Origin of the sequence: Occallatibacter riparius (assembly GCF_025264625.1) — a bacterium.
Classification (GTDB): Bacteria; Acidobacteriota; Terriglobia; order Terriglobales; family Acidobacteriaceae; genus Telmatobacter; species Telmatobacter riparius.
On record NZ_CP093313.1, the window covers coordinates 4,499,018 to 4,523,628 of the forward strand.

Annotated in this window: 19 protein-coding genes and 1 riboswitch; of the genes, 10 read left to right on the forward strand and 9 right to left on the reverse strand. The window is 62.0% G+C overall.

All coding sequences use genetic code 11. The features are described 5' to 3' along the window. Positions 1 to 92: 92 nt before the first annotated feature. The 5 genes from MOP44_RS18245 to MOP44_RS18265 form a co-directional block, all read right to left on the reverse strand. The gene (locus tag MOP44_RS18245; protein ID WP_260791682.1) at positions 93 to 1,133 is read right to left on the reverse strand and encodes a hypothetical protein; all 1,041 of its coding nucleotides are present in this window, start codon (positions 1,131 to 1,133) and stop codon (positions 93 to 95) included. Continuing rightward, the gene (locus MOP44_RS18250) at positions 1,115 to 1,927 is read right to left on the reverse strand and encodes a hypothetical protein (protein ID WP_260791683.1); all 813 of its coding nucleotides are present in this window, start codon (positions 1,925 to 1,927) and stop codon (positions 1,115 to 1,117) included. The genes MOP44_RS18245 and MOP44_RS18250 overlap by 19 nt, the downstream gene beginning before the upstream one ends. Before the next feature lie 22 nt (positions 1,928 to 1,949). After that, positions 1,950 to 3,815, reverse strand: coding sequence for a hypothetical protein (locus MOP44_RS18255; RefSeq protein ID WP_260791684.1), 1,866 nt, complete (start codon positions 3,813 to 3,815; stop codon positions 1,950 to 1,952). Positions 3,816 to 3,847: 32 nt separating this feature from the next. Next, positions 3,848 to 6,061, reverse strand: a complete 2,214-nt coding sequence (locus MOP44_RS18260; RefSeq protein ID WP_260791685.1) for an acyl-CoA dehydrogenase family protein — start codon at positions 6,059 to 6,061, stop codon at positions 3,848 to 3,850. A 129-nt stretch (positions 6,062 to 6,190) separates the two neighbouring features. Beyond that, positions 6,191 to 7,231: a DUF1080 domain-containing protein gene (locus MOP44_RS18265; protein ID WP_260791686.1), complete on the reverse strand. Its 1,041-nt coding sequence runs from the start codon at positions 7,229 to 7,231 to the stop codon at positions 6,191 to 6,193. A gap of 585 nt (positions 7,232 to 7,816) precedes the next feature. Between MOP44_RS18265 and MOP44_RS18270 the strand changes: the two genes are divergently transcribed. The 3 genes from MOP44_RS18270 (at position 7,817) to MOP44_RS18280 (ending at position 11,689) form a co-directional block, all read left to right on the forward strand. Continuing rightward, the gene (locus MOP44_RS18270; RefSeq protein WP_260791687.1) at positions 7,817 to 8,980 is read left to right on the forward strand and encodes a cytochrome c3 family protein; all 1,164 of its coding nucleotides are present in this window, start codon (positions 7,817 to 7,819) and stop codon (positions 8,978 to 8,980) included. Then, positions 8,973 to 9,851, forward strand: a complete 879-nt coding sequence (locus MOP44_RS18275) for a formate dehydrogenase subunit gamma (protein WP_260791688.1) — start codon at positions 8,973 to 8,975, stop codon at positions 9,849 to 9,851. Before MOP44_RS18270 ends, MOP44_RS18275 begins: the two co-directional genes overlap by 8 nt. A gap of 227 nt (positions 9,852 to 10,078) precedes the next feature. After that, positions 10,079 to 11,689, forward strand: a complete 1,611-nt coding sequence (locus tag MOP44_RS18280; protein WP_260791689.1) for an ABC-F family ATP-binding cassette domain-containing protein — start codon at positions 10,079 to 10,081, stop codon at positions 11,687 to 11,689. 121 nt (positions 11,690 to 11,810) lie between these two features. On the opposite strand, the gene MOP44_RS18285 is transcribed toward MOP44_RS18280, so the two are convergent. Next, positions 11,811 to 12,308, reverse strand: a complete 498-nt coding sequence (locus MOP44_RS18285) for a cupin domain-containing protein (protein ID WP_260791690.1) — start codon at positions 12,306 to 12,308, stop codon at positions 11,811 to 11,813. Positions 12,309 to 12,499: 191 nt separating this feature from the next. Between MOP44_RS18285 and MOP44_RS18290 the strand changes: the two genes are divergently transcribed. Further along, the gene (locus MOP44_RS18290) at positions 12,500 to 13,231 is read left to right on the forward strand and encodes a DUF5995 family protein (RefSeq protein WP_260791691.1); all 732 of its coding nucleotides are present in this window, start codon (positions 12,500 to 12,502) and stop codon (positions 13,229 to 13,231) included. 50 nt (positions 13,232 to 13,281) lie between these two features. Continuing rightward, positions 13,282 to 13,359: riboswitch (Fluoride riboswitch) on the forward strand. 145 nt (positions 13,360 to 13,504) lie between these two features. Beyond that, on the forward strand, positions 13,505 to 13,879 hold the full coding sequence (gene crcB, locus MOP44_RS18295) for a fluoride efflux transporter CrcB (RefSeq protein WP_260791692.1): 375 nt from the start codon (positions 13,505 to 13,507) through the stop codon (positions 13,877 to 13,879). 24 nt (positions 13,880 to 13,903) lie between these two features. On the opposite strand, the gene MOP44_RS18300 is transcribed toward crcB, so the two are convergent. After that, positions 13,904 to 16,546, reverse strand: coding sequence for an Ig-like domain-containing protein (locus tag MOP44_RS18300; RefSeq protein ID WP_260791693.1), 2,643 nt, complete (start codon positions 16,544 to 16,546; stop codon positions 13,904 to 13,906). A gap of 179 nt (positions 16,547 to 16,725) precedes the next feature. Between MOP44_RS18300 and MOP44_RS18305 the strand changes: the two genes are divergently transcribed. Further along, positions 16,726 to 17,139 carry a DUF190 domain-containing protein gene (locus MOP44_RS18305; protein ID WP_260791694.1) on the forward strand — a complete coding sequence of 138 codons (414 nt, stop codon included), beginning with the start codon at positions 16,726 to 16,728 and terminating at the stop codon, positions 17,137 to 17,139. Positions 17,140 to 17,156: 17 nt separating this feature from the next. Here the strand turns inward: MOP44_RS18305 and MOP44_RS18310 are convergent, their stop codons facing one another. Beyond that, positions 17,157 to 18,671, reverse strand: a complete 1,515-nt coding sequence (locus MOP44_RS18310; RefSeq protein WP_260791695.1) for a sialate O-acetylesterase — start codon at positions 18,669 to 18,671, stop codon at positions 17,157 to 17,159. A 298-nt stretch (positions 18,672 to 18,969) separates the two neighbouring features. Here MOP44_RS18310 and MOP44_RS18315 point away from each other — a divergent pair, with 298 nt between their 5' ends. The 3 genes from MOP44_RS18315 to MOP44_RS18325 all read left to right on the forward strand — a co-directional run bounded on the left by MOP44_RS18315 (position 18,970) and on the right by MOP44_RS18325 (position 21,542). Then, positions 18,970 to 20,040: a hypothetical protein gene (locus MOP44_RS18315; protein WP_260791696.1), complete on the forward strand. Its 1,071-nt coding sequence runs from the start codon at positions 18,970 to 18,972 to the stop codon at positions 20,038 to 20,040. After that, positions 20,033 to 20,473: a DUF6526 family protein gene (locus MOP44_RS18320; RefSeq protein WP_260791697.1), complete on the forward strand. Its 441-nt coding sequence runs from the start codon at positions 20,033 to 20,035 to the stop codon at positions 20,471 to 20,473. The genes MOP44_RS18315 and MOP44_RS18320 overlap by 8 nt, the downstream gene beginning before the upstream one ends. Before the next feature lie 73 nt (positions 20,474 to 20,546). Beyond that, positions 20,547 to 21,542 carry a hypothetical protein gene (locus MOP44_RS18325; RefSeq protein ID WP_260791698.1) on the forward strand — a complete coding sequence of 332 codons (996 nt, stop codon included), beginning with the start codon at positions 20,547 to 20,549 and terminating at the stop codon, positions 21,540 to 21,542. 29 nt (positions 21,543 to 21,571) lie between these two features. Here the strand turns inward: MOP44_RS18325 and MOP44_RS18330 are convergent, their stop codons facing one another. Next, entirely contained in the window at positions 21,572 to 23,581 is a 2,010-nt protein-coding gene (locus tag MOP44_RS18330; RefSeq protein WP_260791699.1) for a cytochrome b/b6 domain-containing protein, read from the reverse strand. Between the two features lie 234 nt (positions 23,582 to 23,815). Here MOP44_RS18330 and MOP44_RS18335 point away from each other — a divergent pair, with 234 nt between their 5' ends. Further along, complete coding sequence (locus MOP44_RS18335; protein WP_260791700.1) at positions 23,816 to 24,436, forward strand: hypothetical protein; 621 nt, start codon at positions 23,816 to 23,818, stop codon at positions 24,434 to 24,436. The last annotated feature ends 175 nt before the right edge of the window (positions 24,437 to 24,611 follow it).

Here is a 24,611-nt window from a genome sequence, read left to right on the forward strand (position 1 = left end):
GAGAGGCAGCGGGCGCGCTCCTGAGGGCACACCGGTCGGAACTGCTCTAAATAACCTACCACAGCACTGCAGCGACCAAGATGAACGTTGTGCTACTTGCTTTGAGCGAGGAGGGCATTCACCTTCTCCATCACCTTGAACGCGTCGGCGATGTAGACGACGTCGGCTTTGCCGCGTGCCCAGCCGCAGTTGGGGTCGAGGGAGATGGCGCGGCGCTCGCCGATGAATCGCCAGCCGACGACATGCGGCTCCTCTCCGTGGCAGCAGGTGGAGAGGCCTTTGGCGTGGCGTGGCGTTGCGCCGGTCTGGCCGATCTGGTTCATGTGGGTGAGGAAGGGAAGCACGGGCGCGCCATCGGTGCCCTGGTCGACGAGCGATTTGGAACTGCCGAGCGATGCGCTGGTGCGATGAATAAAGTTGAGGATGATTTCGCCGGCTTCGGCAGCGTGGGTTTGGCCGTCGGGCTGCTTCTTGGTCCAGCCGGCGCCGGCGACGAAGAGCAACTCGGCGTCTGGCCGAATCGTTTGCGCGTCCGATTGCGGCGTACGTACACCAGTGACCGTGGTACGCAACGCGGGCAATTGTATGTCGATATGTTCGAAGTTCGCGGTACCGAGCTGGGCGGAGTAGGCGGCGTGGGTGCCGGAGTCGAGCAGCAGGAACCATGGGCGGGAGTCGCGTGTAACGACAGCTTCAATGCGTTGGCGATAGAACCAGCGCGTCGCTTCCGGCTGAGCGGATCCAGCGATGGCGGTGATATGGGTGTCGATTACGCCGCCGAGACGATGGGCGACGCCTGCGGCGACTCGGGCGAAGCGTGAGGACGAGGGCGCAAGGATGATAGTTGCGTTGGCCGCGTGGCAGAGAGCTTCGCATGCTGCGGCGTCGCTTGCATAGCGGGGCTGCGCGAACGCTTTGCCTGAGACAGCTAGCAGGCGAGTTCCGGTGGCGGCGAGTGCGGATGCGGCAGGCGCGGGATCGACGGCGATGATGCCGATGGAGAGGGAGGCGCCGAGACGCGCGGCGAGTTCGAGGCTGGCCGTGACGGCTTCGAGCGAGGCCTTCGTCAGAGCGGAGTTTTCATCTGTGTGCGTGAGTACGAGAATCGAGTCCATCATTCCGCTCCAATCCATGCGACGACCTCGGCAGCGATCTCGTCGGAGTTCATATCTTTCACCACGCGGGTATCGCGCTGCTGTTTCGGCAGGCTCACCGAGACGTATTTGAGGCCGTTGGGGGCGAGAGCGGCCGGCTTCGCTTTTTGCAGTGCGGGCATTACGGTGCGCATGTTGACCATGCCGATCTGCGGGTTGTTGCGGGGCTCGGGCAGGTTTCCGGTTGCCCAGCCGAGCACAGCGGGCGCGCCTGCGCAGACGCTGGCCTGATGCTTGCCGCCTTCCACGCGCTCGAGTACTTCGAAGCTGCCGTCGTCGTGCAGGTCAATCTGGTCTACGCCCTGGAACTGGTCGGTGATGCCGAGGCGCTCGCCGACAAGCTGGAGCGTGATGCCGGCGCCGCGGGTGGCAGACTCCCAGCCGCCGAAGAGCAGCAGCTTGTCGCGGTCGAGGCCTTGGATTGCGGTGATGGCGTCGGCGAGCGCTGCGGCGGTGGCATGGGCGTCTGCGAATCCGCCGAGAGGACCATCGATTGGCACGAGTTCGAAGGCGACCTTCTGCGCGATGGTCATCATGACTTGCTGCAGCTTAGCCTTCGGGCCGAGAGAGACGAGCCAGAGTTTGCTGCCCGGGTTCTTCGCGACGAGGTTTGCAGCTTCATAGAGAGCGCTTGCGGCCCAGGGGTCGAGAACGGACGGAAGGACCATTTCGTTTTTGAGGCCGGGGCCGGTCGGATTCGTCACAGGTTCCAGCGTTTGAAGAGGATCGGGCACGATTCCGGCACAGACGATTATGTGGAGAGCGTTTGGCATTTGTCCTCGTTGATGTCAGGTTCTAGTTCTCTGCGGAGTGCAGGCCGCCGCTGCCGGCTTGAAAGGCAATGTTGCTGTGCTCGCCATCCATGGAGTGGCTGCAATTCCAGAGGCATGCGCCGCAGTGTACGCACTTTTCTCGTTCGAAGGTGGGCAGTCCGTCGGAGCCCAGGGTGATGGCCTGGCCGGAACACATGGCCACGCAGGTCTTTTCGTCGCACGCGGCGCATACGCGCAGGTCGCGGAAGAAGACGTGGTCGGCGAAGCCGGGCGACGCCTGCACCTTGCCGCCCATCAGGAGCGCGTCCTGGTGCGTGACCAGGAGCTTGCCGTCGAACTCGATCTCGGGCCAGCCGCGGGCCGTGAGCAGGGCATCGTGGAGCGGGCGACCGTCTTCCATGGCCAAGCGCACCGCGGATTCGCGCGTGAGCTTCTCCTTTGGGTCTTCGGTGCGCCGCATTTGCAGCCATGGGGCCGGAGTTGGGCCCTGCATGGTGACGCGTCCGCGGGTCAGGCCGGTAAGGGCCATGCCGATCAGACCGCGCACCGCGCCCTGCTGGAATCCGCCGCGGGCGTGCTCGGCTTCGCGCGCGCCGTGCTCGACCCAACTTGCGCGGCGGCGGGCGGCGTAAGTGGCGGTGAGGTTCTCCTGGGTGAAGGGCTTACCGGCGCGGAGCAGTTCGATGACCGCTTCTCCTAGTTGCACGCCAGTGGTCCACGCTTCGTCTACGCCGGAGTTGGTGAGCACGTTGGTCGAGCCGGAGCCCTCGCCGATGCGCGCGAAGCCGTCTCCGCAGAGAAAGGGCTCGCCCTGACGCCCTGACTCTTCAAGCGACTTCGCGCCCCAGGAGCGCAGCAGGCCATCCTTCAGATGCCGCCAGAGTGCCGGGTGCTGGATGAAGTGCTGCAGGTAGCGGTAAGCGGTCCGCGAGGGGTCGTGCATCCACGACGGCACGAAGATGCCGACCGAGACGAGGCGGTCAGGATGCGCGTAGAGGAATCCAAAGATCTCGGGCTCTGGGTAGCCTATCGTGTGCCAGATGGTTCCCGGTTCGAGTCGACGCTCGGCTGTTTCGGGCAGTTCGATGACGAACTTCATGCCAAGGGCCCACTCGCGGTGGGCGTGGCCCCGGGGCATGCCGAGCGCATCGTCGATCGCCTGACCGACTGCCCCTACGGGGCCATCGCCGACGACGGTAAGACGTGCCTGCACATCCATTCCGGGCAGGTAGCAGTCTTCGGGAGTACCGTGCTTATCGACGCCCTGATCGGCGAGCCGTAGGCCTGTTACGGCGCGGTTCTCCATCAGAGGAGCAGCGATGGGAGTGCCCGGCCAGATCTGCACGAGGCCGGTTTCCATCACCTTGGACGCGACCCACTGGTTGAACTGGCCTAGCGAGAGCAGCAGCCCGCCGTTTTTGTGCAGGAAGGCGGGAGTCCAGGGGAGCTCAAAGGCGAAGTCTTTGACGCCGGCTGCACGGCTGAGGGCGCGCAATACTGAATCGGCAACGCGCATGCCGAAGGGACGGCGGCTCGCGCCGATGGGATCGAGCAGATAGAGCACTCGCTCGTCGCGCACTTCGGCGGACATGGGGACGTCTTCCGGCTTGAAATCGGGAAAACTTCCGCGGATGCCGCGCGCGCTGGTGACGACGCCGCTGACCGCCGCCGCGAGATCGTCGGCGCGTTCGTAGCACAGTACCTGTAAGGGCATGCCGGGAAGGACGGCGCTCTCAAAAGCGGGATCGGCCGGATTTACGCTCCAGGCGCGGACGAGAGTGGTCAGGAATCCGCCCATGGCCGGGCCAAAGCCCGCGCAGGCTATGTCCACGTCCAGCGTCTGCCGGACGTCCTCTCCCAATCCATCGGCTTGGCTTAAGGCATTCATGTCGATCCTCACTGCTGCGTACCTACGGTGCTTTATTGCGGATAATCGAGTGCTTCGGGAATCATTACGGCGCTGACGGTTTCGGCGGCGCGGTCTTTGGCCAGACGAGAGCCGCTCAGGCACCGCGACAGCTTGTTTTGCATCTGCAGGAAGTCGCTCTCGCCGATGCAGCTGGCGCAGGGGCCGGCCTTGTCAGGATGCGAGCCGTCGGCCTTCAGCACATCTAAGACGATGGAGGTGATGCCGGGCATGGTCTGCTCGAACTCGGCCAACTCATCGACGGAGAAGCACTGGTTGCATCCGGCGTCGTTCCACGAGGGGTGCTTTTTGTAGCCGAAGACGAGCTCGGCACAGATGCGGCCCACCTCGCCGGCCGCTTTCGCGGTCTGGACGTGGCAAAGGTCGCCGAGGAACTGCACGGTTCCGCGTAGGGTATCCGCGAGCGATGCATCGGCTGTGCCGCGTGCCTCTAGTTCGAGTACATCGAGAATCTGGCAGCGCGAGGCAAGTAGCCAGCAGAGCGCGTCGGCCATAGCGAACGTCACGCCCTGGCGCTGGCCGTGATAGAGCTTGTTGCCCGCGGCGTCGGTGACCTTCTGCAGATGATTCAGCGTCCACAACCACATCTGCATCGCGGAGGCGAGCGTGCATGCGCCGGTGCCCGGACGGATTGATGCGATGTGGCGCATCTCGGTGATCCAGGCCCGAAACTGGGCGAGGAATACGGTGCTTGTCATGGTCACGGTGAGCTGGCGCCGCTGCACGGCTTCGGGACCTTCGTAAGTGGCTTCGAGCTGCGCGTCCATCCACTTGGAAGCCAGGAAGCCGGGGCAGTCTTCGGTAATGCCGTAGCCGCCCATGAGGCTGACGGCTTCCCGCATCATGTTTGCGCCGTGGCCGGTATTCCAGAGCTTGGTCGCGGGGCAGAGGACGTTGGCTTCGGCGTCTTTCAGCACATATTGCACCAGCGGATCGGCGGCATATTCCGCGCGGCGTGAGTCGTTCGGCTTCATGGTCAAGAACGCAATCGCGCTTTCTTCAGTGGCGCGCAACGCCTTCATCTCCGAGCGACCGCCGGCGATGCCGCGCTCTCTGAGGATGGCCGTCTTCTGCTTCTCCAGCGGGTCTAGCTCGTCGAAGAGTCGCGCCGCCGCGAAGCCGAGAGAGGCGGCTGCTTCACCGCTGGCCCAAACATCGACCAGGCGATGCAGCGCGTCTTCGCGCTGCTGGATGCCCTGTTCATAGCGCACCGTGCCGGGGCGCGCGCCCTCGGCTCCGCGGAAGCGGGAGCGCTGATAGCGGATCACCGGTTCGATAGCGGAAAGAAGCTTGGCGGCGGTCATCAGGCCGACGGTCACGCGCGTGCGGCGGAAGACCGCCTCAATTACTTCGCCGTGCGAGAAGTTCGGCACGATGACGCCGTCTTTGACGGTGTATCCGCCGACGATGCGGCTGGCGGGTACCTTGAGATTGAAGATGGGATCGCCCGTGGAGGAAAGCTGATGCACCAGCTTCCTGGTCGGCGTACCGGGGTCGAAGGTGCCTTCATCGCCGTCTTCGAGGATGATGACGCAACTGCCCTTGATGCGCGGATCATCGGAGCTTACCGCGGCCGTGACAAAGTTGGCGGTGGCGATATTCGTGATGAAGCGGCCGCGCTTGTCTACGTGCAGCAGCGGCTCTTCGCCGCCTTTCCACTCGGCTATGCGGACCTTCCCGCCGAGCATGCCGGTGTCCACGCCGACATAGGGGATAGGCTCTGTCAGCGCAAAGGCTCCGCGCCATGCCTTGCGGTCTTCACCCGGTTGCGGCGGCGCCGCCAGGCTCATGTAGTGTTGCGCCTGTTCCGGTGTGCCGCGCTCATGGATGGGGGAGAGCGCCAGGAACCCCGCAAGACTGGCTGTGGCCGCGCCGCCGTCTACCCACGCAAGCTCGAAGGCCGAGAGCGCCAACGCCAGGTTCTTCGGTCCAACGATGAATCCGCCCTCTTCCGGCTCCATAAAGACTGCAGTGAGGCCTGCGCGGTCGAAGGCGTCCATCATCTCGTCTTTTAGGGGCGTCCAGTCGTGCGTGTTGCGCTCGCCCGCGGCCACCAGCCGCGCCACTGTTCCGCGTGCCACGCCGCGCGCCGACTGCACCAGCATTTGGAGATCGAAACGATCGGCAAATCGCCACAGGATCGACCTCACCTGGTCGGTTGGCAAGGTAAGCATGGACGCGGTTTCAGGCAGCGCAGACGTGCTCATCAAGGGCTCCTCCATCAGCGGGGTAATTGTGCTTGAGGCGGAGCATGGCGTGATGTGACTCACATCACGTGCGCGGAGACAGGATGGCCGGTTACGGAGTGCCGGAGCGTCAAAATGAAGGAATCCGCGTTACTTCTTTCGTTCTGCGGTCCAGATGCCGTCTGCGCGGCCTTCCAGGGCGACGCGCCCGGATGCGGTGTCGCCGTCGAACCAGCCTGCCAGTCGTGCGGTGAAGGGAACTGGCTTCTCGTTGCCATCTTTCCAGTCGCCGGTAAAGCTCAGTTCCACGTAGCCGTCGCGCCAGCGGCCGGTGACTGGGCGACTGTCGCCCAAGGCGCCCGACCACGTGCCGGAGATGGCAGGGCCGTCGCGATTAAGATCCAGGGTTCCTTCAAACCGGCCATAGTCTGTGCCAAGCGCCACGTGCCAGGTTCCTGCGGGTTCGCCGCAGTTGCAGAGCGGGACGGGGGAGGAGGGCGTGATGCGCAGGTTGGAGAAGTACGACTCTTCGCCAGGGTAGCCCCATAGCGCGATGCCGCCCTTGAGGTCTTCACCTTTAAGGCCGTTGATCACCAGGCTCGGCAGCTTCGACCCGTTCAGAAAAAGGCGCGCCGTGCGGCCGTGAAGTTCGATCTGCACATGAGTCCAGGTCTCCGGCTTCAGATCAGCCCAGGCTTCATAGACCCAGGGCCACTGACGGCGGAGCGGGTACCAGTCATAGTCCGGCTTGGCCACGTACTGCACGGAGTGATTGCGCATGGCCTGATCTTCGGCGAGGGAGTTGCGCGGGCGCAGGTAGAACATGTCGTAGTGGGAGCCGTCAGACCGTGAGCGGAAGGCGAGCCCCGTGAATCCCGGCATGCGAACGCCGGGAGGCGTAGTGATTTTGATGGCGAGGTCCACGTCGATGGCGCCGTCCTGGAGATTGCTCCCATTCACGAAGGCGAAGATGTCGCTCTCGGCAGCCGTGGTGAGGCGCACGGCTTTACGGCCCAGATAGTCGGCGGCCTCAGCCTTGCCGCCGGTGACGGCGAGGGCAGATGCATCTGTTAGCGCAAAGTTCTGCGGGGCGGAAGCGGGCGCCGTCGCGTTGCTCTGCGCCATGCAGCAGCCGAGGGTGGCCGCGAGCAGAAGAAACATCCAGTGCGACCCGTGAGCGAAGCTGCTCATAATGCCTCCTGAAGGATCGTGAGGGGAAAGGTACCACTGAGTTGTAGAGCATTGCGCCTGCCATTGCCAAAAAGATCCCAAGTTCGTCACGAACATCGGCTTCCCGTGCAGGACTGTGTTGCGCTGAGGGGCAAACTGCGTCCGAAAGCGAAGGCGCGTGTTCGTTTTCGGACACGTTGAATCCGCAATCGCGCTGGACGTGATGTACGTCTCGCGCACGGAGTCAGCATGTCCACATTCGGTACATCCGTGTGACTTCCATCGCATACACAAGCGAAAACAAGTGATGAATTTGCGTGGTCATTGTGATGCGAGTCACTGATGTGAAACCACAAAAAGGAGTCTTCTCATACTCGTAACTCACCTTCAGCTCTCGGGCGCGGTGCACGAGCCGGATGGGCAGGCCAATCATGGCTGTGCTTTCCGGAGAAAGACGGCAGAATGTTTGAAGCCGCTCAAAGCAGTTGTTTGTTTTGCAGCAATTCTCAAGAGGCCAGTTCTTCGGATCCATACCAGACTGCAATCCTCCTAAATCAATTTCGAAATCTGAGATCTCTGGCCGGGCGGTTTTCGTTCCTTACCTTGGTGTTTGCGCTTATTGGCCTGGTTGGGGGGACGGCTCCGCCCGCGCAGGCGCAGACGGACTGCCTGGCCTGCCACTCCGACCAGAGCATGACGGACAGCAACGGCAACAAGATTGGCGTGGATGGCGACAAGTTCGGCAAGAGCATTCACGGCAGTCTGAAGTGCAACGACTGCCACGCTGATATCAAGGACTATCCGCATCCTGACAAGCCGGCGAAGGTGCAGTGCACGACGTGCCACAGCGACCAGGAAGCGCAGCTCAAGACGAGCGTGCACGCGGATAGCAAGGAGCACCCCTGCACAAGCTGCCACGGCGATCCGCACAGCGTCTTTCCGAAGAGTGACGTGCGCTCGACCGTATATCCCATGAACGTGCCCACCACCTGCGGCAAGTGCCATAGCAATAACGGCATGGCGCAGAAGCACGGGCTGCCCAGCGTGTATCCGAATTATGTGGATTCCATCCATGGCAAAGCATTGAACAAAGCAGGTCTGCTGGTAGCAGCCAACTGCCAGAGTTGTCACGGATCGCACGGCATTCTGAGCCAAAAGGACCCGAAGAGCCCCACGTTCAAGGCGAATATTCCCAACACCTGCGGCACCTGTCACGCCAAGATCAACATGGAGTACATGGATGGCGCGCACGGCAGGGCGGTCGCCGCCGGCAAGATGAAGGCGCCGGTTTGCAGCGACTGCCACACGGCGCACAAGATCCTGCAGCCAACGGAGTCCGAGTTCCGCATGCAGTCCACGCCGATCTGCGGCTCGTGCCACAACGACAAGCTTTCGACCTACCGAGATACGTTCCACTCGCAACTCGGCTCATTGGGCGGCTACGTGGAGACGGCGCGCTGCTGGGATTGCCACGGGGCGCACGATGTGCGAGGCAAGAAGGATCCGGCGTCGCCGATTCACCAGGCCAACTTGGTGACCACATGCGGACACTGCCACGCCGGCGCGAACGTGAATTTTGTTCAATACCAGCCGCACGCCAACGCGCGCGATCGCAAGCTGAATCCGGCGCTTTATTATGTGCGGCTGTTCATGAACGTGCTGCTGGCCAGCGTCCTCACGTTCTTCCTGATTCACACGATTCTCTGGCTGGTCCGCTCGCGCTATGACCAGGTCAAACACCACGGCGGCAACGGAGGGAACCATGCCTGAACTGGTAATCGAAACTGAAAAGACAACCGAGGAGGCAGGTGCCACCGGCGGATCGGCTACGACGGGCCGCTACTTTCAGCGCTTCACACGGGCGCAGCGCCGGCTGCATGCGGTGCTGTTCTCGACATTCCTGGGGCTCGCCGCTACGGGGCTGCCGCTGCGCTTCAGCGAGAGCCTTTGGGCGCGGGGCGCGGCGAAGTTTGTGGGCGGGTTCGGTGCGATTCTGTTCGTCCACAAAGCCTGCGCGTTGGCGCTGACTGTCGCCTTCCTCATCCACGTGAAGGACATTTTCACGCGCGCGTGGCACAGGGAGAAGGGAATCTTCTGGGGCGCCACCTCGATGGTTGCGAACTGGAAGGACGTGAAGGACATGGTGGGCCACATGCGGTGGATGATCGGCATGGGGCCGAGACCGAAGTTTGAGCGCTATGCCTACTGGGAGAAGTTCGACTATTGGGCGGTGTTCTGGGGCATGATGGTGATCGGCTTCAGCGGTTACGCCATGTGGTTTGCCCCGTTCTTCGCGCATTTTTTGCCGGGCTGGGCGCTGAATGCGGTGCTGGTGATCCACAGCGAGGAAGGGCTGCTGGCGATTCTGTTCATCTTCTCGATTCACTTTGTGAACACGCACCTGCGTCCCGACTCGTTCCCGATGGACATGGTGATCTTCACCGGCGTGGAGAGCGAGGAGGAGTTCGCGCACAAGCGTCCGCTCGAATATCAGCGCCTGAAGGCGGAAGGCAAGCTGGAGGCGAAGCTGGGCCAGAAGCCGCAGAGCTGGTTCGTCAACTTCTCGAAGATTGTGGGCTTCACCGCGATCACGATTGGCGTTGTGCTGCTGATTCTGACGCTAACGGCTTATTTCGGCTGATTCAGGCTCTTGGGTCGGATCGGGGTCCGGCAAAGCGCCGGACCCTTTCTGCGTCTGGGGCTGATTAGGTGAGGGCTGATGGTTAGGGCCGCTTTATGAGAAACTGGATTGAGCGGGATTTTTCCCTTTGGGCTGCATTGTTTGCGCCCGATCTTTTGCTTTGAGCCGCCGCGCTGCGCATCTGCGGTGAAGGCAATCAGCTACATCCAGCCAGGATTACATACGCAATGATCAGTGTCAGCAATGTAACCATGCGCTACGGCGCAAAGGTGCTCTTCGAGGAAGTCACAGTCAACTTTGTCCAAGGCCGGCGATACGGCCTTACGGGTCCCAATGGCTCCGGCAAATCGACCTTTATGAAGGTGCTGACCGGGGAGATCGAGGCGCAGAAGGGCGTTGTCGTCCGGCCCCGCAAGATGGGCGTGCTGCGGCAGGATCAGTTCGCCTTTGACGCCTATCGCGTTATCGATACCGTCATCATGGGCAACAAGCCGCTGTGGGCTGCTCTGGAGGAGCGCGACCGCATCTACGAGAAGCCCGAGATGACGGATGCAGACGGCATGCGGCTGGGCGAACTCGAAGGCATTATCGGCGACGAGGACGGCTACACGGCCGAGTCCGACGCGGCGGTGCTGTTGGACGGACTGGACATTCATGAAGACCTGCACGGCCGCAAGATGAGCGAGCTGCAGGGCGGCCAGAAGGTTCGCGTGCTGCTGGCGCAGGCGCTCTTCGGCAAGCCCGAAGCCCTGATGCTGGATGAGCCCACGAACTATCTCGACTTGGACTCGATCCACTGGCTCCAGGACTTTCTGCAGAACTACAACGGCACGCTAATCACCATCTCGCACGATCGGCACTTCCTGAACTCGGTGACCACGCACATCGCCGATATCGACTACGAGACGATCATCACCTATACCGGCGGCTACGACGACATGGTGATGCAGAAGACGCAGATCCGGTCGACGCTGGAGTCGCAGAATGCTCAGCGCGAAAAGAAGATCGCGCAATTGAATGAGTTTATCGCGCGATTTGCGGCCGGTACGCGGTCCAGCCAAGTCACCAGCCGCCGCAAAGAAGTGGAGCGGCTGCAGACCAACGAACTGGCGCGGTCGAATATCCAACGCCCCTACATCAAGTTCGACCAGGTGCGGCCGAGCGGCAAGCACGTGCTGGAGTTCAAGCACATTACGAAGTTTTACGACGACCACAAGGTGATCGACGGCTTCAGCGCGAACCTGTTGCGCGGCGATAAGGTCGTGCTCATGGGGCGTAACGGCGCGGGCAAGACCACGATGATCAAGAGCCTGCTGGCGAACTATCCCGGCCTGAGCGACCCCGAGTTCACGCTCGACAATGGAACGGTGTTCTGGGGACACGAGGCGCAGGTAGGCTATTTCCCACAGGATGTGGCCAACATGATCGAGGCCGATAAAGAGCCCAACCTGACGGTCGCCGATTGGCTGCACCGCTGGGATCCGCAGGCGCATGTTGAGGACATTCGTGGCATTCTCGGCCAGATGCTCTTCCGCGGCGAGGAGGGCGGCAAGCCGCTCAAGGCGCTCTCGGGCGGCGAGCAGGCGCGGTTGCTGTTCTGCAAGCTCATGCTCACGAAGCCGAACATCCTTGTGTTCGACGAGCCGACCAACCACCTCGATCTCGAATCGATTAACGCGCTCAACATTGCGCTGCAGCGCTATGAGGGAACGGTGCTGCTGGTAACGCACGATCACGACCTGATCGATGAGGTGGGCACGCGGTTGTGGATCTTTGAGAACGGGCAGATCGAGGATTTCCAGGGGCCGTATGCGGAGTGGAAGGGCAAGCACAACTAGAGCGCGGCTGGCGGAGCTAGCGGATACTAGCAAGCGACGTGAACATGCGGGCGGGCTGAGCACTCAGGTGGTGAAGCCCGCCCGAATTTTTTCCGGCTGAGTCCTTCTATCCGTGGGCTAGTTACTTCATAGCGCCTTTCGCATTCCGCGGGTCGTCGGCGGGGTTCACATATTTGAACTCCACTGGACCTTGCCCGAACAGAATGATCGTCGTCTCCTGATCGGTGGTGAAGGCGTAGTGATTCATGTTCGCGGGCATGAGCGCGTATCCGCCGACGGGCATGGTCTTGTTCTGGGCGGAGTCCTTCATAAGCTTGTCTCCCATGCCGAAGGTCAGCGCGCCGGAGACGATCACGACATTTTCGTCAGTGGGATGCGAGTGCGCGGCGATGGCGTAATTGGCTGGGAACTTCAGGCGGATGGAGTACGGGCCGGACGCCATAGGATTGCCCGAGAGTACGGCTATTTGCGCTCCTGGGGGAATCAGGGGCGGGGCGGGACCCCAACTGACCATATCGGGGTTGTCGAGGACGTGCTTCTGCGATTGCGAGTGAAGAACGAACAGCGATCCGGCGCAGAGGACCGCGGATGCCGTTAGGACGCGCGTAATCCCTTTCATGAGACCTCCTGGGGACCGAGTTAACTGCGCGAGGAATATACTGCTCGCGCGTCCCGCAGGCAAGGAGATAGTTGTTGCAGCGGACCCGCCCCCGGATATGCGGCGAGTTGCCCTCCGCTGCTGCCGATAGGCTTTCTGCTTGGGATTGGCGTGACTCGTAGATATACTGGCTGCGACTTCCCGAGGCATCCATGGCGACTACGACTTCCTCTCCTGCCGACCAGGCGCTTGCTGGCATTGTCAGCGGGCCCGAGCCTAACACCATTGCCGATGTGATCGCGCTGATGCAGGCCATCGATGCGGCTCTGGGCAATGATGACGGGCTGAAGTGGTTCAACAAGCTCTACCTGATGGTGACCGAGCAAGTGGACCTGAATCCGCCGGGTGGCGCGTGGCAGAGCCCGCGCTGGCTGGTGGCACTGGATGTGGTATTCGCGCGGTACTACTTCGACGCGATTCGCGGGTACCTGGCGGGGACCGGCACTGCGTCATCGTGGAGCGCGGTGTTCGAGGTGCGGTTCAAGGCGGGTGTCGACCGCATCCAGTTCGCCCTGGCGGGGATGAATGCGCACATCAACCACGATCTTGCACAAGCACTGACGGACACTGATGCGGCGCTGAATGTGATGCCCGCGCTGAATGGGCCGGAGCACGCCGACTACGAGTCGGTGAACGGGCTGCTGAACAACCTGATGCCGGCGACGCTTGAGATGCTGGCTTCGGATGTGTTGGGAGTTATTGCGCAGGATACGGGCAAAGTGGGCCAGCTTCTCGCGTTCTGGAACATCTGCAAGGCGCGCGATCTGGCGTGGGATTTCGCCGGTCATCTGCGGAGTCTGCCGGCGTTCGCGCGGCCATTCGCGATGGATGCGCAGGATGCGGTGACGGGCGCGCTGGGGCGGGCGATTTTGACGGTGGTTTAAAGAGACGTCAACGCTTTCCGATTGACAGCGGAATTGTGGCACTTTGTAATAGACGTGGTGGTGATGGAGTTCACCCTTAACCGCTGTCCTCTCTAGGTGGCTGGACAGATGATGACTCCTGACAGGGATGCTGCTGCGGCAGGGAAGCCTGCGGCGGCAGAACAGCCTGTTCCGAAGTCACGTCCCGGCTGCGACTTCCCTGAAAACTTGATCCGCAACGCTGCGGCTCGATCTGTGCCTGTGTGCGGAGCGGCCTGTTGAAAGGAGACAGCCTTGCAGAAGTATCTGCTGATTGCCGTGGGAGGAGCGCTGGGGTCAGTGGCGCGTTATTGGGTGGGAGCGAACGTCGGCAGCCGCATGGGCATTCGCTTTCCGTATGGAACCCTGATTGTGAATCTGACGGCTTGCCTGGTAATCGGATTCACCCTGACGTGGCTAGGGGAGCGGGTGGAATTCAGCGCGGCGTGGCGGTTCTTTATTCCTATCGGCTTCATTGGGGCATACTCGACCTTCTCGACGTATGAGTGGGAGACGCTGGAGACACTGCGCTCGGGCGCGTTTCTGCTGGCGGGTCTCTATGCCGTGGGCAGCCTGGTGCTTGGCCTCGGGGCGACGTGGTGCGGCGCGGCACTGGCGGAGTGGCTGTAGAGCAGCGGGCCGCGATCGCCGATGCTATCGCGCGTGCCTTGAGCTGGGCCGCGTGATGCCTGAATTGGCTCCGTAGCCGAAGACAATTCCGCGGCCGCCCTGTCCGACGTAGACCAGGTCCCTGGTGCGCATGTCCCCCTCGAGCGAGTTGATTTCACCGAACTGCATCCGAGGGGGGTCGCTGATACGGGTCCAGGTCGCGCCAGTGTCCTCCGATTTGTAGATCGCGTCGGCAGTGTCGCCGGGAGCGCGGCCGTGGACATAAATGAAGGGAGTGCTCGCGTCGTTCCCTTTGCCGAAAGCGACGAAGTCGGCGTACTCGAGCGTGGTCACAGGGACGAAGGTCTTGCCGCCGTCGGATGAATGGATGAGTTGATACATCCAAGGCTGGTTGGAGTTCGGCGCGAACGCCATCCAAACGTCGCCTGCCTTCGCGGGGTTAGGCACAATGCTCGCCTGAATGACCCAGTGCGGGTCCTGTGGCCAGGCGACGGTGCGGTTGGTCCATGTTGCGCCGTTGTCGGAGCTTACGTAGAAGTCGCCGTTGTTGAAGTAGTAGTAGGTGCCGGGAGCGACCTGGTCGGCGGTCAGCACGTCGCCGTTCCACCAGGGATTGGAAAGCTGCCAGGATGCGGGCAGCGGGGCGCCGTTCGATTTTGCGGGGTTCCAGACGACGCCACCGTCGAGCGTGTAGACCGGGCTTGCGTTGTAGGGCGCCCAGACCATCTTCTTCGGATCGTCGGCTGCCATGGCGATCTTGCCCGCGGTGCCTGGAGCGGTGTTGGGAATGTGCTTCCAGGTCAGGCCATTGTCTGCCGTGATGCCGGACATCGGCCTGGCAACGTCGGTCTCGTCCCAGCCGACGAAGACGGCGTTGTGGGTCTGCGAGGCACAGTAGGCAATGCCGGTGCCCTGCGCCACATAAGCGAAGGAGTCGATGGTTGCGGCCGGAACTATGTCACGGCTGGCGTGGCGAAATCCAACCATGTCGGCGACCACGCTCAGCAGGTCTGCGCCGGGGGTGTTCGTTCCGGGCACGGTGACGACGGGCGGGACGATCACCTTCTGAACGACCAGCTCTTCGAGGTTGTTCATCTGCCAGGTCCACTGGGTCGAGGCGGCGGTGATGTCTTCGGTCTCGAGTACGCCGTAGCCGTTGGTCTGCCACACGCGCTTGCTGTTTGCGGGATCGATGACGAGGGCCGCATTGCCCCACATTCCTGGGCCGGCGGGGTAGTACTGCGGTGTGTAGACATCCGGCGTAGCGCTCGGGATTGCGGACCAGGTGGCGCCCTGGTCGCTGGAGCGGTAGATTTTGCGATTGGAGTTTGCGGCGGCAAGTACGGTTCGCGGATTGGCAGGATCGACAGTGACGCCGGCAAAGGCGGCGTTTGCACCGGGCGGCGTAATGTCCTGCCACTTTCCGCCGCTATAACGCCCAACGCCTCCGCTGGTGGCGCCTTCGTCGCCGCCGAAGGCGACGAACAGGGCGCCGTCCGATGCGATGGCGGCACGTTCTGGATTTACTGTTGAGGCGATCTGAGTCCAGGTGGAACCGGCGTCGGTGCTGGCATAAACGCCGCTTCCGTAGACGCCCGCATAGAGATTCAGCGTTTCTCCAGAGGAATTGGTGCCGCCTGACTTGTCGAAGAGAACGAAGGTGACGCCTGGCGAGATTGAGGGCGAAGGCAGCGAGGAGGAGACCGGTTGCCAATCGAACTGGTCGCCGGTGGTGCGGACGCCGCGCCACAGACCATTCTGGCGGCTTGCGAAATAGACGACGCCTGGGTCGCTGGGATCGACGACTAGGCGCTCACCTGTTGTACCGCGATAGCTGTCGTTTGCGCCGATGTAGAGGCTCTTTGCTCCGAGCCCGGTGTTTGCCCACGTGGCGCCGCGGTCGTGGGAGACGAGCACTTCGGCGGGCGTCTGTACATTGGAGCCGCTGAGGGTGCGGCCGTGTGCGGCGGCGATGTAGACCGTGTTGGTGTCGGTGGCGTCGACGGCGATGCTCTCGACGCCATAAATTTCGGACTCGAGGCGGCCGTAGCGGTCGAGGAGGGGAATCCACTGCTGGCGCGTGCGGTCAAAGCGGTACGCGCCGCCGACGTCGGTGCGGATGTAGATGTCGTAAGGCGCAAGCGGATGGATGACGAGGCCGGTGACGTAGCCCATCCCCTGAATGTTGACGCTGGCCCAGTTGAAGCCGTTTTCTCCGGGAGTGGTGCGCGGCGTCGCGACGTGAAAGGCCTGCGTGGCGGAGAGCGAGCCCACGGTTGCGGTTACGGTGAAATCGCCCGCTGAGGTCGCGCCGAGCAGGCCGCCGGATGAGACGGTGGCGGGAGCGCCCGAGCTGACGGTCCAAACGGCTGTCGACGTTACGTCGTGAGAGGAACCGTCGGTGTATTTGCTGGTGGCGGTGAGTTGCAGGGTGTCTCCGATGAGCAGGGAAGTTCCGGGCGCGGAGACGGCGAGGCTCTGGGGTGTTGGAGTTGGCGTGGGCGGTGGAGTCGGCGGTGGGGTGGATCCGGAGCTTGATGCTCCACCGCTGCAGGAAACCTGCGCGGCACAGATTGCGAAGGACGCAAGGAGGGTTGCGGTGGGCGTGAGCGAAGAGCGGCGTCTTGAACGAGAAGGCAGATGAGGGCGCAAAGACCGCAGCGACACGAGGGCTCCCAGGTTGAACCGGAATAACGAGCGGATTATAGTCCGGCGTTACGGCAGTGCCTGTGTTGCCCGATACGATCTCGTCATCCGGGAATGGGAGGGCTCCGGTTTGCATCCAAAAAGGTTGGGGGAGCACTTGCATCGAGTGCGAAACGGGTGTCTAATCCGTCGTTGCCCCTGTGAGCGGGTGGCGGCAGCGGCTGCCAACGCTCGAGCTCGCCGCCCCTGATTACGAGGTGTGGCTGAAGAATGGAGCAGCCATGCTGACGACCGGAAAAGCCTTGAAGGTTACGGTGTATCTGAGCGACGGGGCAAAACACAAAGGCGTCCCGGTCTATACGGGGGTTCTGGACTTCCTGTTCAAGCACGAGATTGCGGGAGCGACGGTGTGCAAGGGGGTGGCCGGATTCGGGGCGGGACACCGGATTCATGCGGCGCACATCCTGGAGCTTTCGGATCATCTGCCGATCCGGATCGAGTTCATCGATACGGCCGAGCGGGTGGAGAAGATCATGCCAGAGCTGCAGCAGCGATGCGGGTGCGGGTTGATCGAGGTGCAGGAGACGAATGTGATCGTCCCGCTGCGTACTTAGCGGGACGAATCAGTGCGCTACTCTGGACCCTGTTTCTCCGAGGTGAACGGGGAGGCGGGCAGACCGTCGGAGTTGTAGAGGTTGCACTGGGGGTTGCTGGCCCAGCCGTAGCGAATGCTGACGGGGGTGGGGACGTCGGGGCTGGAGGCGACGATGGTTTCGCCGTCGATGGTGGCCTTGGCCTGGAAGTATTTGCCGTCGGGACCGGCGATCTCGACGCTGGTGACCTCTGCGCCACCTTTCGCTGTGAGTCCTTTGGCGTGATCGAACCAGGCGCGGATGGAGCTGCCCTCGGGGGTGGCCTGGCGGAACATGGGGCCGGAGTACTCGAGTTCGCGCTCGCCGTAGTTGAGGGCGCGGGCCGCGATGGCCAGGCGATGGCCGACGGTTGCCTTGTCGGTGGGATGGATATCGTTGGGATTGCCTACGTCGATGGCCACGGCCATGGCGGTGTTGCGCTCGCCGAGGGTGCGTCGCTGCTGGTCGCGCACATCGGCCCAGTTGGAGTCGGGGCCGGTGATCCAGTTGGCGAGCTGCACGTAATAGAAGGGGAATGGGCCGATGCCCCACTGGCGACGCCAGTCTTCGATCATGTCGCGCATGACGCGGTCGTAGGTGGGGAAGCGGTCGCTGCCGGCATTGGCTTCGCCCTGGTACCAGATGGCTCCTCGGATGGGGAAGGGGGTGAGCGGGGCGATCATGGCATTCCAGAGGTAGCCGAGGCCGAAGCTCTCCGGGGCGGGATGCCAGGGGAACTGCGGCTCGGGCTTTCCGGCGGCCTTGGCTTCGTCGCGCTGGCGCTGCTCGTCTTTGACATGGAGGGCGGTGTCGTTGGCGTCGTCGATCATTTTGCCGCGGAGGGTGATGAGCGAGCTGAGCTGCGCGTCCTGGCCGAGAGCGGTGAGGCGGGTCCATGCCTCAGCGGGGGTGCCTCCCCAGCTTGAGTCGATGACGCCGACCGGCACGTGCTCGCGCTGTTCGATCTCACGGGCGAAGTACCAGGCCACGGCGGAGAACTGCTTTGCGCTCACGGGGCTGGAGGCGGCCCAGCCGGTGGTAGGGATGTCCTCCTGGGGGTAGTCGGATGCCTTGTCATCGACGATGAGCAGGCGGATCTTCGGGTTATCGGCCTTGGGGAGATCAGTGGCGGCGGTGCTGGCGTGGTCCAGGGCGAACTGCATGTTGGACTGGCCGGAGGCAATCCAGACGTCGCCTACGAGGATGTCACGAAGGGTGATCGCCGGCGACTTTACCTGTGAGAGCCCGTTAGCGACCACTGTCATCTCGAAGGGGCCGCCGGCCGCTCCCGGCTTTAGGTACAGGCTCCAGCGGCCGATATTGGTGGAAGTGGTGGATTTCGCTTCGCCGCGGAAGCTGACGGTGACCTGCTCGCCCGGCTGGGCCATGCCCCAGACGTGCACGGGCAGGTCGCGCTGAACCACCATGTGATCGGAAAGGACTTTGGGCAGAATGACCTGAGCGGAAGCTGATAAGGGAAGCAGGGCGAGAAGGGCGAGCAAACGCAGTTTCAAGACGGGTGCCTCGGGATGCGAATCGATTTGAACTTGTTGGTTCGGTTTTCGTATTTCAAATTGCCGGAAAGGTAACGGTATCAAACCGCAGTGCGAGACGTCCCGGATCCTGATGGCAACTCCGAGGGCCGCTAAGTGTCTATTTCCTAAGAGGCGTTCCACAGAGGGTTCGCAAACCCCTGTATGAATTGCTGATAGGCAGGGTTCACGAGGCATATTCCACTGATCTAAACCGACCGAAACTGGGGCATACTTAAATGGAGGAGACCTCGTTTACTTTGCCCCTGGGAGAGACCTGATGCCATTGACGCGTGTAAGGACGATCTTCTGTGTCCTGTCCGTATTGGTCATCCTGGGCTTCTCTTCTTTGCGCAGCCAGGCGCAAGCCGCCCTGCTGATGGAAGAGCCGTACGGACTGTTTGGGACCCTCAACCCCACAGGCCACGCGGCAATTTACTTCTCGCGCCTTTGCGCTGAGACGCCGGTAAAGCTGCGCCGCTGCGAGCCGGGGGAACCGGGCGCCGTGATTGCGCGCTACCAGGGCATCGCCGGGTACGACTGGGTAGCGATGCCGCTCTACCCCTATCTGTATGCTGTTGACGACGCGGCCGATGTTCCACTGCGGGTGAATCGTGATGGGGTGCTGCACCTGCGCAGGGCGTACCACGACGAGCACATGCAGAGCCTGGGAGCCAAGGTCCACGAGGGCAACTTTGTGCACGGAGGCTGGGCCCAACTCATCGGCGTTTCTTACGAACGGAAGATATACGCGTTCCGCTTTGACACCACAGAGGAGCAGGACGAAGCGCTCATGGGGCGCCTGAACGACAGCCGGAACCACACCCAGTTCAACCTGCTGTATAGCAACTGCGCGGATTTTGCGCGGGGAGTGATGAACGATTATTTTCCGCACGTGTTTACGCGGACGTTCTTCCCGGATGCAGGCATGACGACGCCGCGCCAGATTACGTCGAAGCTGGTGCACTATGCCAAGAAGCATCCAGAGACCAAGCTGTCTATCTTCGCGATTCCGCAGATTCCGGGCTATCGTCACCTGAGCCACGCGAACATGAGTGTCTCGGGATCGCTGATGACGACGGCATATGCGATACCGATTGCGATTTTCAATCCTTACCTGGCGGGGGGCCTCTTCATCGACTACCTGGTGCGCGGGCGCTTCCCACGGAGCTACGAGCACTGCCCGACCCTGGAGCCGAGCGAGTTGGCTGAACTGAACGACGAGCCGCGGTTCCCGCCCGCTTCGGCGGCCCCGGCGCTGCAATCGCGGGTGACTTCAACAGCGCCTCAGCCGGGGGCTGCGACAATTGAGCCTATCGCACTGAAAGAGGCCATTGGATCGCATGAGTAAGCCCCAGCCGGTACAGGACTTCAAGCACCACGCACGTTTTCATCCGCCGTTCCACTTCGTCACCGGGTTTGCGCTGATGGCAAACGTGGTGTTTGCGATCGTCTATTTCGTGAAGCACATGAGTGTGTGGAGCGGATGGATCCTGGTGATGTCGATCGTGATCTGGATTCCAGTTTTGCTGATCCGCATTTATGCGCTGAAGGTGCAGGATCGGCTAATCCGGCTGGAGGAAAGGCTGCGATTGCAGTCGCTTGCGCCGCCGGAGTGGCACCCGCAGATCTATCGGCTGACGGAAGACCAGATGGTGGGGCTGCGCTTCGCTTCGGACGATGAGGTGGTGGCGCTGGCCAGGCAGGCGCTGGAAGAGAACCTGAACCGGAAGCAGATCAAAGAGCGGATCAGGTCCTGGCGGCCGGATCACTTCAGAGTCTGAGGGCCATCTCGGCATCCGCAGGGTTGCGCTTTTCTGCGCGCCGCAGCACTGGAACAGGCGTAGAATTTTCGGCATGAGGCGTCTGGCTGCAATCGCGATGGTTGCCGCGCTGGCTTTGCCGGTTGCGGTGGTTGCGCCGGCCCGGGGCCAGCGCGCTGGAGCGCATGGCGGATTTTCAGGCGGCCACAGCGTTGCCGCGCCACGATCGTTCTCGCCTCCGGGCGGTGGGTTCGCGCGGGGCGGCGGAGGCTTTGCGCGCGCGCCGATCGGCGTACGGCCGTCGCCGACGATTCCGCGGGCATTCTCGCCTTCCATGCCGCGGGCGTATTCCCCGGCTCATCCCATTGGACTGCGACCCTCGCCTGCGCCGCGGATGTTCAACTACGCGCCTCATCCGATTCAGCCTCGCTTGGGAAGCAATCCAATTCAGCCCCGCATGGGGAGTCATCCGATTTTGAATCGTCCCGGGCCGAGGATGCCATACACGAGGATCGGTCCGGATCACGGGCATGGTCCCTGGAATGGCCACGATCATGATCATGACCACGATCATCATCATCGCGGGGTGTACTGGGGCGGCTATGTGTATCCGTGGTATCCGTACTACGGTTACTATCCGTGGTATTACACGGGGCCGATCTTCACCGGCTATGTTGATCCGTGGCTGTTCACTCCCGATGACGATTGGTACGGGTATGGAAACACCGGCTATGTTGGCGCGCCGTACAGCGATTATGGGATGCAGTCGCAATCCTCGCAGCCGTATCCGCAGGAGTATTACGACACCGATGCTGCGGCCGTGGGCCAGGCGTTCGGCCGAGCGTCCTACTCGGGGCAGACGCAGGTGAGCGGGGCTGGCTCAGCGCCTGCGCCAACGGGCATGCTGACGGTGATCTTCAACGATGGCAGGCCGCCGGAGGAGATCCACAATTATCTTCTGACGGCGGACAGCCTCACCGTGCTTGACTCACACTATCGCCAGATTCCTATGGCGCAGATCGATGTTGCCGCTACACAGCAGGCGAACCGCGCTGTGGGTGTTGATTTCCGCGTGCCCGTGAAGCAGTAGGTTTTCCGCTTCCATCCCAATCAAAAGAATCAGTCTTGCGCGGGATTGGTCGCGGGATGCTTGCTGCCTTGCTGGCTTCGATCGCCGCGCGGGGTTTCTTCGACAGCGTTAGCCAGTGTTTCGGCGTCGAGTTGGTGCTCCTCGCGGTAGTGATCGGCAGACATCTTGCCATCCCACCAGGCGCTGTTCATCGGGTAGACATCGGGGTCGAAGAACACCTGATAGAAGTGCCATACGACGATGGCGAGCGTGGCGAGAATTGCTTCGTAGAAATGGATGGAGGTAGCTACGTCGACCAGCCAGCGCGCCAGCAGATTGCCTACCCAGACTTTCGCCCAGATCATAACGCCGGTGAGACCCATGAGCGCGGTGCCCCAGACGAGCGCCCAGTACTCGGCTTTCTCGGCGTAATTGAAGCGGTCGAACTTGGGCTTCTCGTCGCGGAGGTGAAGGTAATAGAGCATGGCGGCGAGGGCGTCTTTGAGATCGCGCGGGCCGGGAGCAAGGTCACGAAGCAGGCGGCGGCCGTCGCGGAATTTAGCCACATAGAAGGCGTGGTAGACGCCGGCGGCAATCAACGCGACACCCGCAATGCGATGAACGGTGCTGCGCAAATGCTCGCTCATGCCGAGCAGATGTGCGAACCAGGACTCGGGGTATTTGAGCGCGAAGCCGGTGATGACGAGGACGACGAAGCTCAGGAGTAACACCAGGTGCTGCCAACGTTGGTTGGGCGTCATGCGGACGACGGTGACGCTGTGCGCTTTGTGGCGGTCAGAGAGCTTGCGGCGCCAGATGACCAGGTTATGCAGGGCCATGAATCCGATGACGATGATGATCAACGGAATGTAGATCATGCGGACCCAGCGAACAGCGGTCGAGCCGATGTCACCACCGCCACTGACTCCGCCCGGGCCGCCATCCTGCATGTGTACGCGGGTGAGAACAAACTTCTGCGTCACGCCTTTGTGGCACTGTCCGCAGGTGGCGCTGAGGTTGGCGTGATTGATGCTCGAGTGCGGATCGGTGGAGGGGAGGATGTCGTGCACACCATGGCAGCTTGAGCAGTTCGCGGCGACGACCGATCCGCCTTGCGTGGCGAGGCCGTGGTAGCTGTCGAAGTACGTTGAGACGCGCTGGCCGGGAAGGCCGAACTCCTGCGAGAGGCGCACGCCCTCATGGCAGCGGGCGCAGCTATCGCGCGAGACATTGGCGGCGGCGACGGGGGAACTGGAATCGGTGTGGCGCTTGATGGAGTGGATTCCGTGGCAGTCGGTGCAATCGGGGGCCAGCTTGTTACCGCGTGCGATTCCCTGGCCGTGAATACTGGCTGTGAAGGTCTGCTGGACTTGGGAATGGCATTTGCCGCAGGTGGCAGGGACGTTGAACTTATTGATGGATGAGGCCTGGTCGTTCGGCGGAAGGATAGCGTGATCGCCGTGGCAGTCCGTGCAGACGGCGGCCTGTACGGAGCCGTTCTCGACGGCGTGACCGTGAACGCTGTCCTGGTAGGAGAGGAACGGCTGAGCGCTGCGGCCGTTGGACTCCATGAGGAATTTCTGGCCATGGCAGCGGCCGCAGGTTGCAGGTACGTTGCCGTGGCTTATGGACGCTTTCGGATCGCCGGCGCCGGTGACGTAATGCACGTCGCCATGGCAGTCGCCGCAGGTTGCGGCATTCGCTCCGGCCTTAGTGGCTTTCGCGTGAGTTGACTGATCGTAGGCCGCCTGCGCCTTAGAGTGGCACTGTACGCAGGTGATCTTCGCGGGCGTCTTATCGTGGGCGAGGCTGGTGACGTCCTTGTGGCAATCCACGCAGGCGAAGAGGCGTCCGTGAATGGAATGGCGGAGCTGCTTCTGGTCGACGAAGAGGCTGTGCGGCTTTCCGTTCGCATCCGAGCTCAGAGTGGAGTCGCCGTGGCAGGCGAGGCAATCTGCGTCCTTGAGCTTGTGCTGGCCGAAGAGGGTGGATGCTGCGAGGAGGGAAGTAACAATAAAAATCCGCGATAAAAAACGGGCCGCGTTCACGGCCAACACCATGCGCTTTATGGGCTTCCGGCTGCCGTGACACTGGTCACAGGTGCGCAAATGCTGTCTGCAGAACAGAACGGGAGGGTCTCCGTACCTGGACGCGGGGTCAACCCCTCACAACTGGGCGGCATCTAGTGTCCGAGGAGGAGGCCGGGCAGACGAGTCGGCGCGGCGATCCCCTGGGGCCAGATCTAGATTTCAGAACGACTTTTAGACCATAGACCTATTTAGGAGTAGAGCTATATGCGCAAATTACTTCTTGCCGGGATGGCAACAATCCTGGCGCTTCCCCTTACCCTTTCATCGCAGGTGCAGAGAGCAGGCGAAGGCCAGAGCACCTATAACCACGGTGAGTTCGCAGCCTACGGCGATTATTTCCGCTGGGCTCCGTCAGGACACAGCGCGGTTAACTTCCTCGGCCTGGGTGGCCGGGCGGCCTTCAACGTTCATCCGCACGTGGCTATGGAAGGAGAGATCTCGTACGATTTCGAGCGGAACTTCACAACAATCAATAACAGCGGCGGAACGACGACGACGGTGGTAACCGGAGTTCGTCCGCTGACTGGCTTGTTCGGGCCGAAGTTTCAGGTTGGGACCTCCGGGCCGTTCCGCGCGTTCTTGACTGCAAAGGCCGGGTTCATGGAATTCAGCACCAGCAATAAAGGGCCTTCGACAGGCACGTTCACCGGCGCTTTTGACCAGTTCGGCGGGAACTCGACGCACTTCGCTGCGTATCCGGGCGGCGGCATTGAGGCGTTCGCGGGGCCTTTCGGACTGCGCCTTGAAGCGGGCGATCAGATCTACGTAAGCAACGGGATGCACAACAATCTGCGCGTGGCGGTGGGACCGACGATCCGGTTTTAATACCCGCTCAGCGCACAAACATCGGCCTTTCTTCACTTCCAGTTTGCAGATTGGAAGTGAGGAAAGGCCGTTTTGCGTCTGGGGCATTGTTCTTGAGCCATCCCATCTCATGGACCAATCTCACCCGCCTAGTGATCTAAGTCACAGGAGAATGCGGTCCTAGCTTCGTACGCTT

Bases quoted from the DNA above. Each gene is read 5' to 3' on its own strand.
- MOP44_RS18245 (WP_260791682.1), bottom strand. From the start codon at position 1,133: ATGGATTGGAGCGGAATGATGGACTCGATTCTCGTACTCACGCACACA.
- MOP44_RS18250 (WP_260791683.1), bottom strand. From the start codon at position 1,927: ATGCCAAACGCTCTCCACATAATCGTCTGTGCCGGAATCGTGCCCGAT.
- MOP44_RS18255 (WP_260791684.1), bottom strand. From the start codon at position 3,815: ATGAATGCCTTAAGCCAAGCCGATGGATTGGGAGAGGACGTCCGGCAG.
- MOP44_RS18260 (WP_260791685.1), bottom strand. From the start codon at position 6,061: ATGAGCACGTCTGCGCTGCCTGAAACCGCGTCCATGCTTACCTTGCCA.
- MOP44_RS18265 (WP_260791686.1), bottom strand. From the start codon at position 7,231: ATGAGCAGCTTCGCTCACGGGTCGCACTGGATGTTTCTTCTGCTCGCG.
- MOP44_RS18275 (WP_260791688.1), top strand. From the start codon at position 8,973: ATGCCTGAACTGGTAATCGAAACTGAAAAGACAACCGAGGAGGCAGGT.
- MOP44_RS18280 (WP_260791689.1), top strand. From the start codon at position 10,079: ATGATCAGTGTCAGCAATGTAACCATGCGCTACGGCGCAAAGGTGCTC.
- MOP44_RS18285 (WP_260791690.1), bottom strand. From the start codon at position 12,308: ATGAAAGGGATTACGCGCGTCCTAACGGCATCCGCGGTCCTCTGCGCC.
- MOP44_RS18290 (WP_260791691.1), top strand. From the start codon at position 12,500: ATGGCGACTACGACTTCCTCTCCTGCCGACCAGGCGCTTGCTGGCATT.
- MOP44_RS18315 (WP_260791696.1), top strand. From the start codon at position 18,970: ATGCCATTGACGCGTGTAAGGACGATCTTCTGTGTCCTGTCCGTATTG.
- MOP44_RS18320 (WP_260791697.1), top strand. From the start codon at position 20,033: ATGAGTAAGCCCCAGCCGGTACAGGACTTCAAGCACCACGCACGTTTT.
- MOP44_RS18325 (WP_260791698.1), top strand. From the start codon at position 20,547: ATGAGGCGTCTGGCTGCAATCGCGATGGTTGCCGCGCTGGCTTTGCCG.
- MOP44_RS18330 (WP_260791699.1), bottom strand. From the start codon at position 23,581: ATGGTGTTGGCCGTGAACGCGGCCCGTTTTTTATCGCGGATTTTTATT.
- MOP44_RS18335 (WP_260791700.1), top strand. From the start codon at position 23,816: ATGCGCAAATTACTTCTTGCCGGGATGGCAACAATCCTGGCGCTTCCC.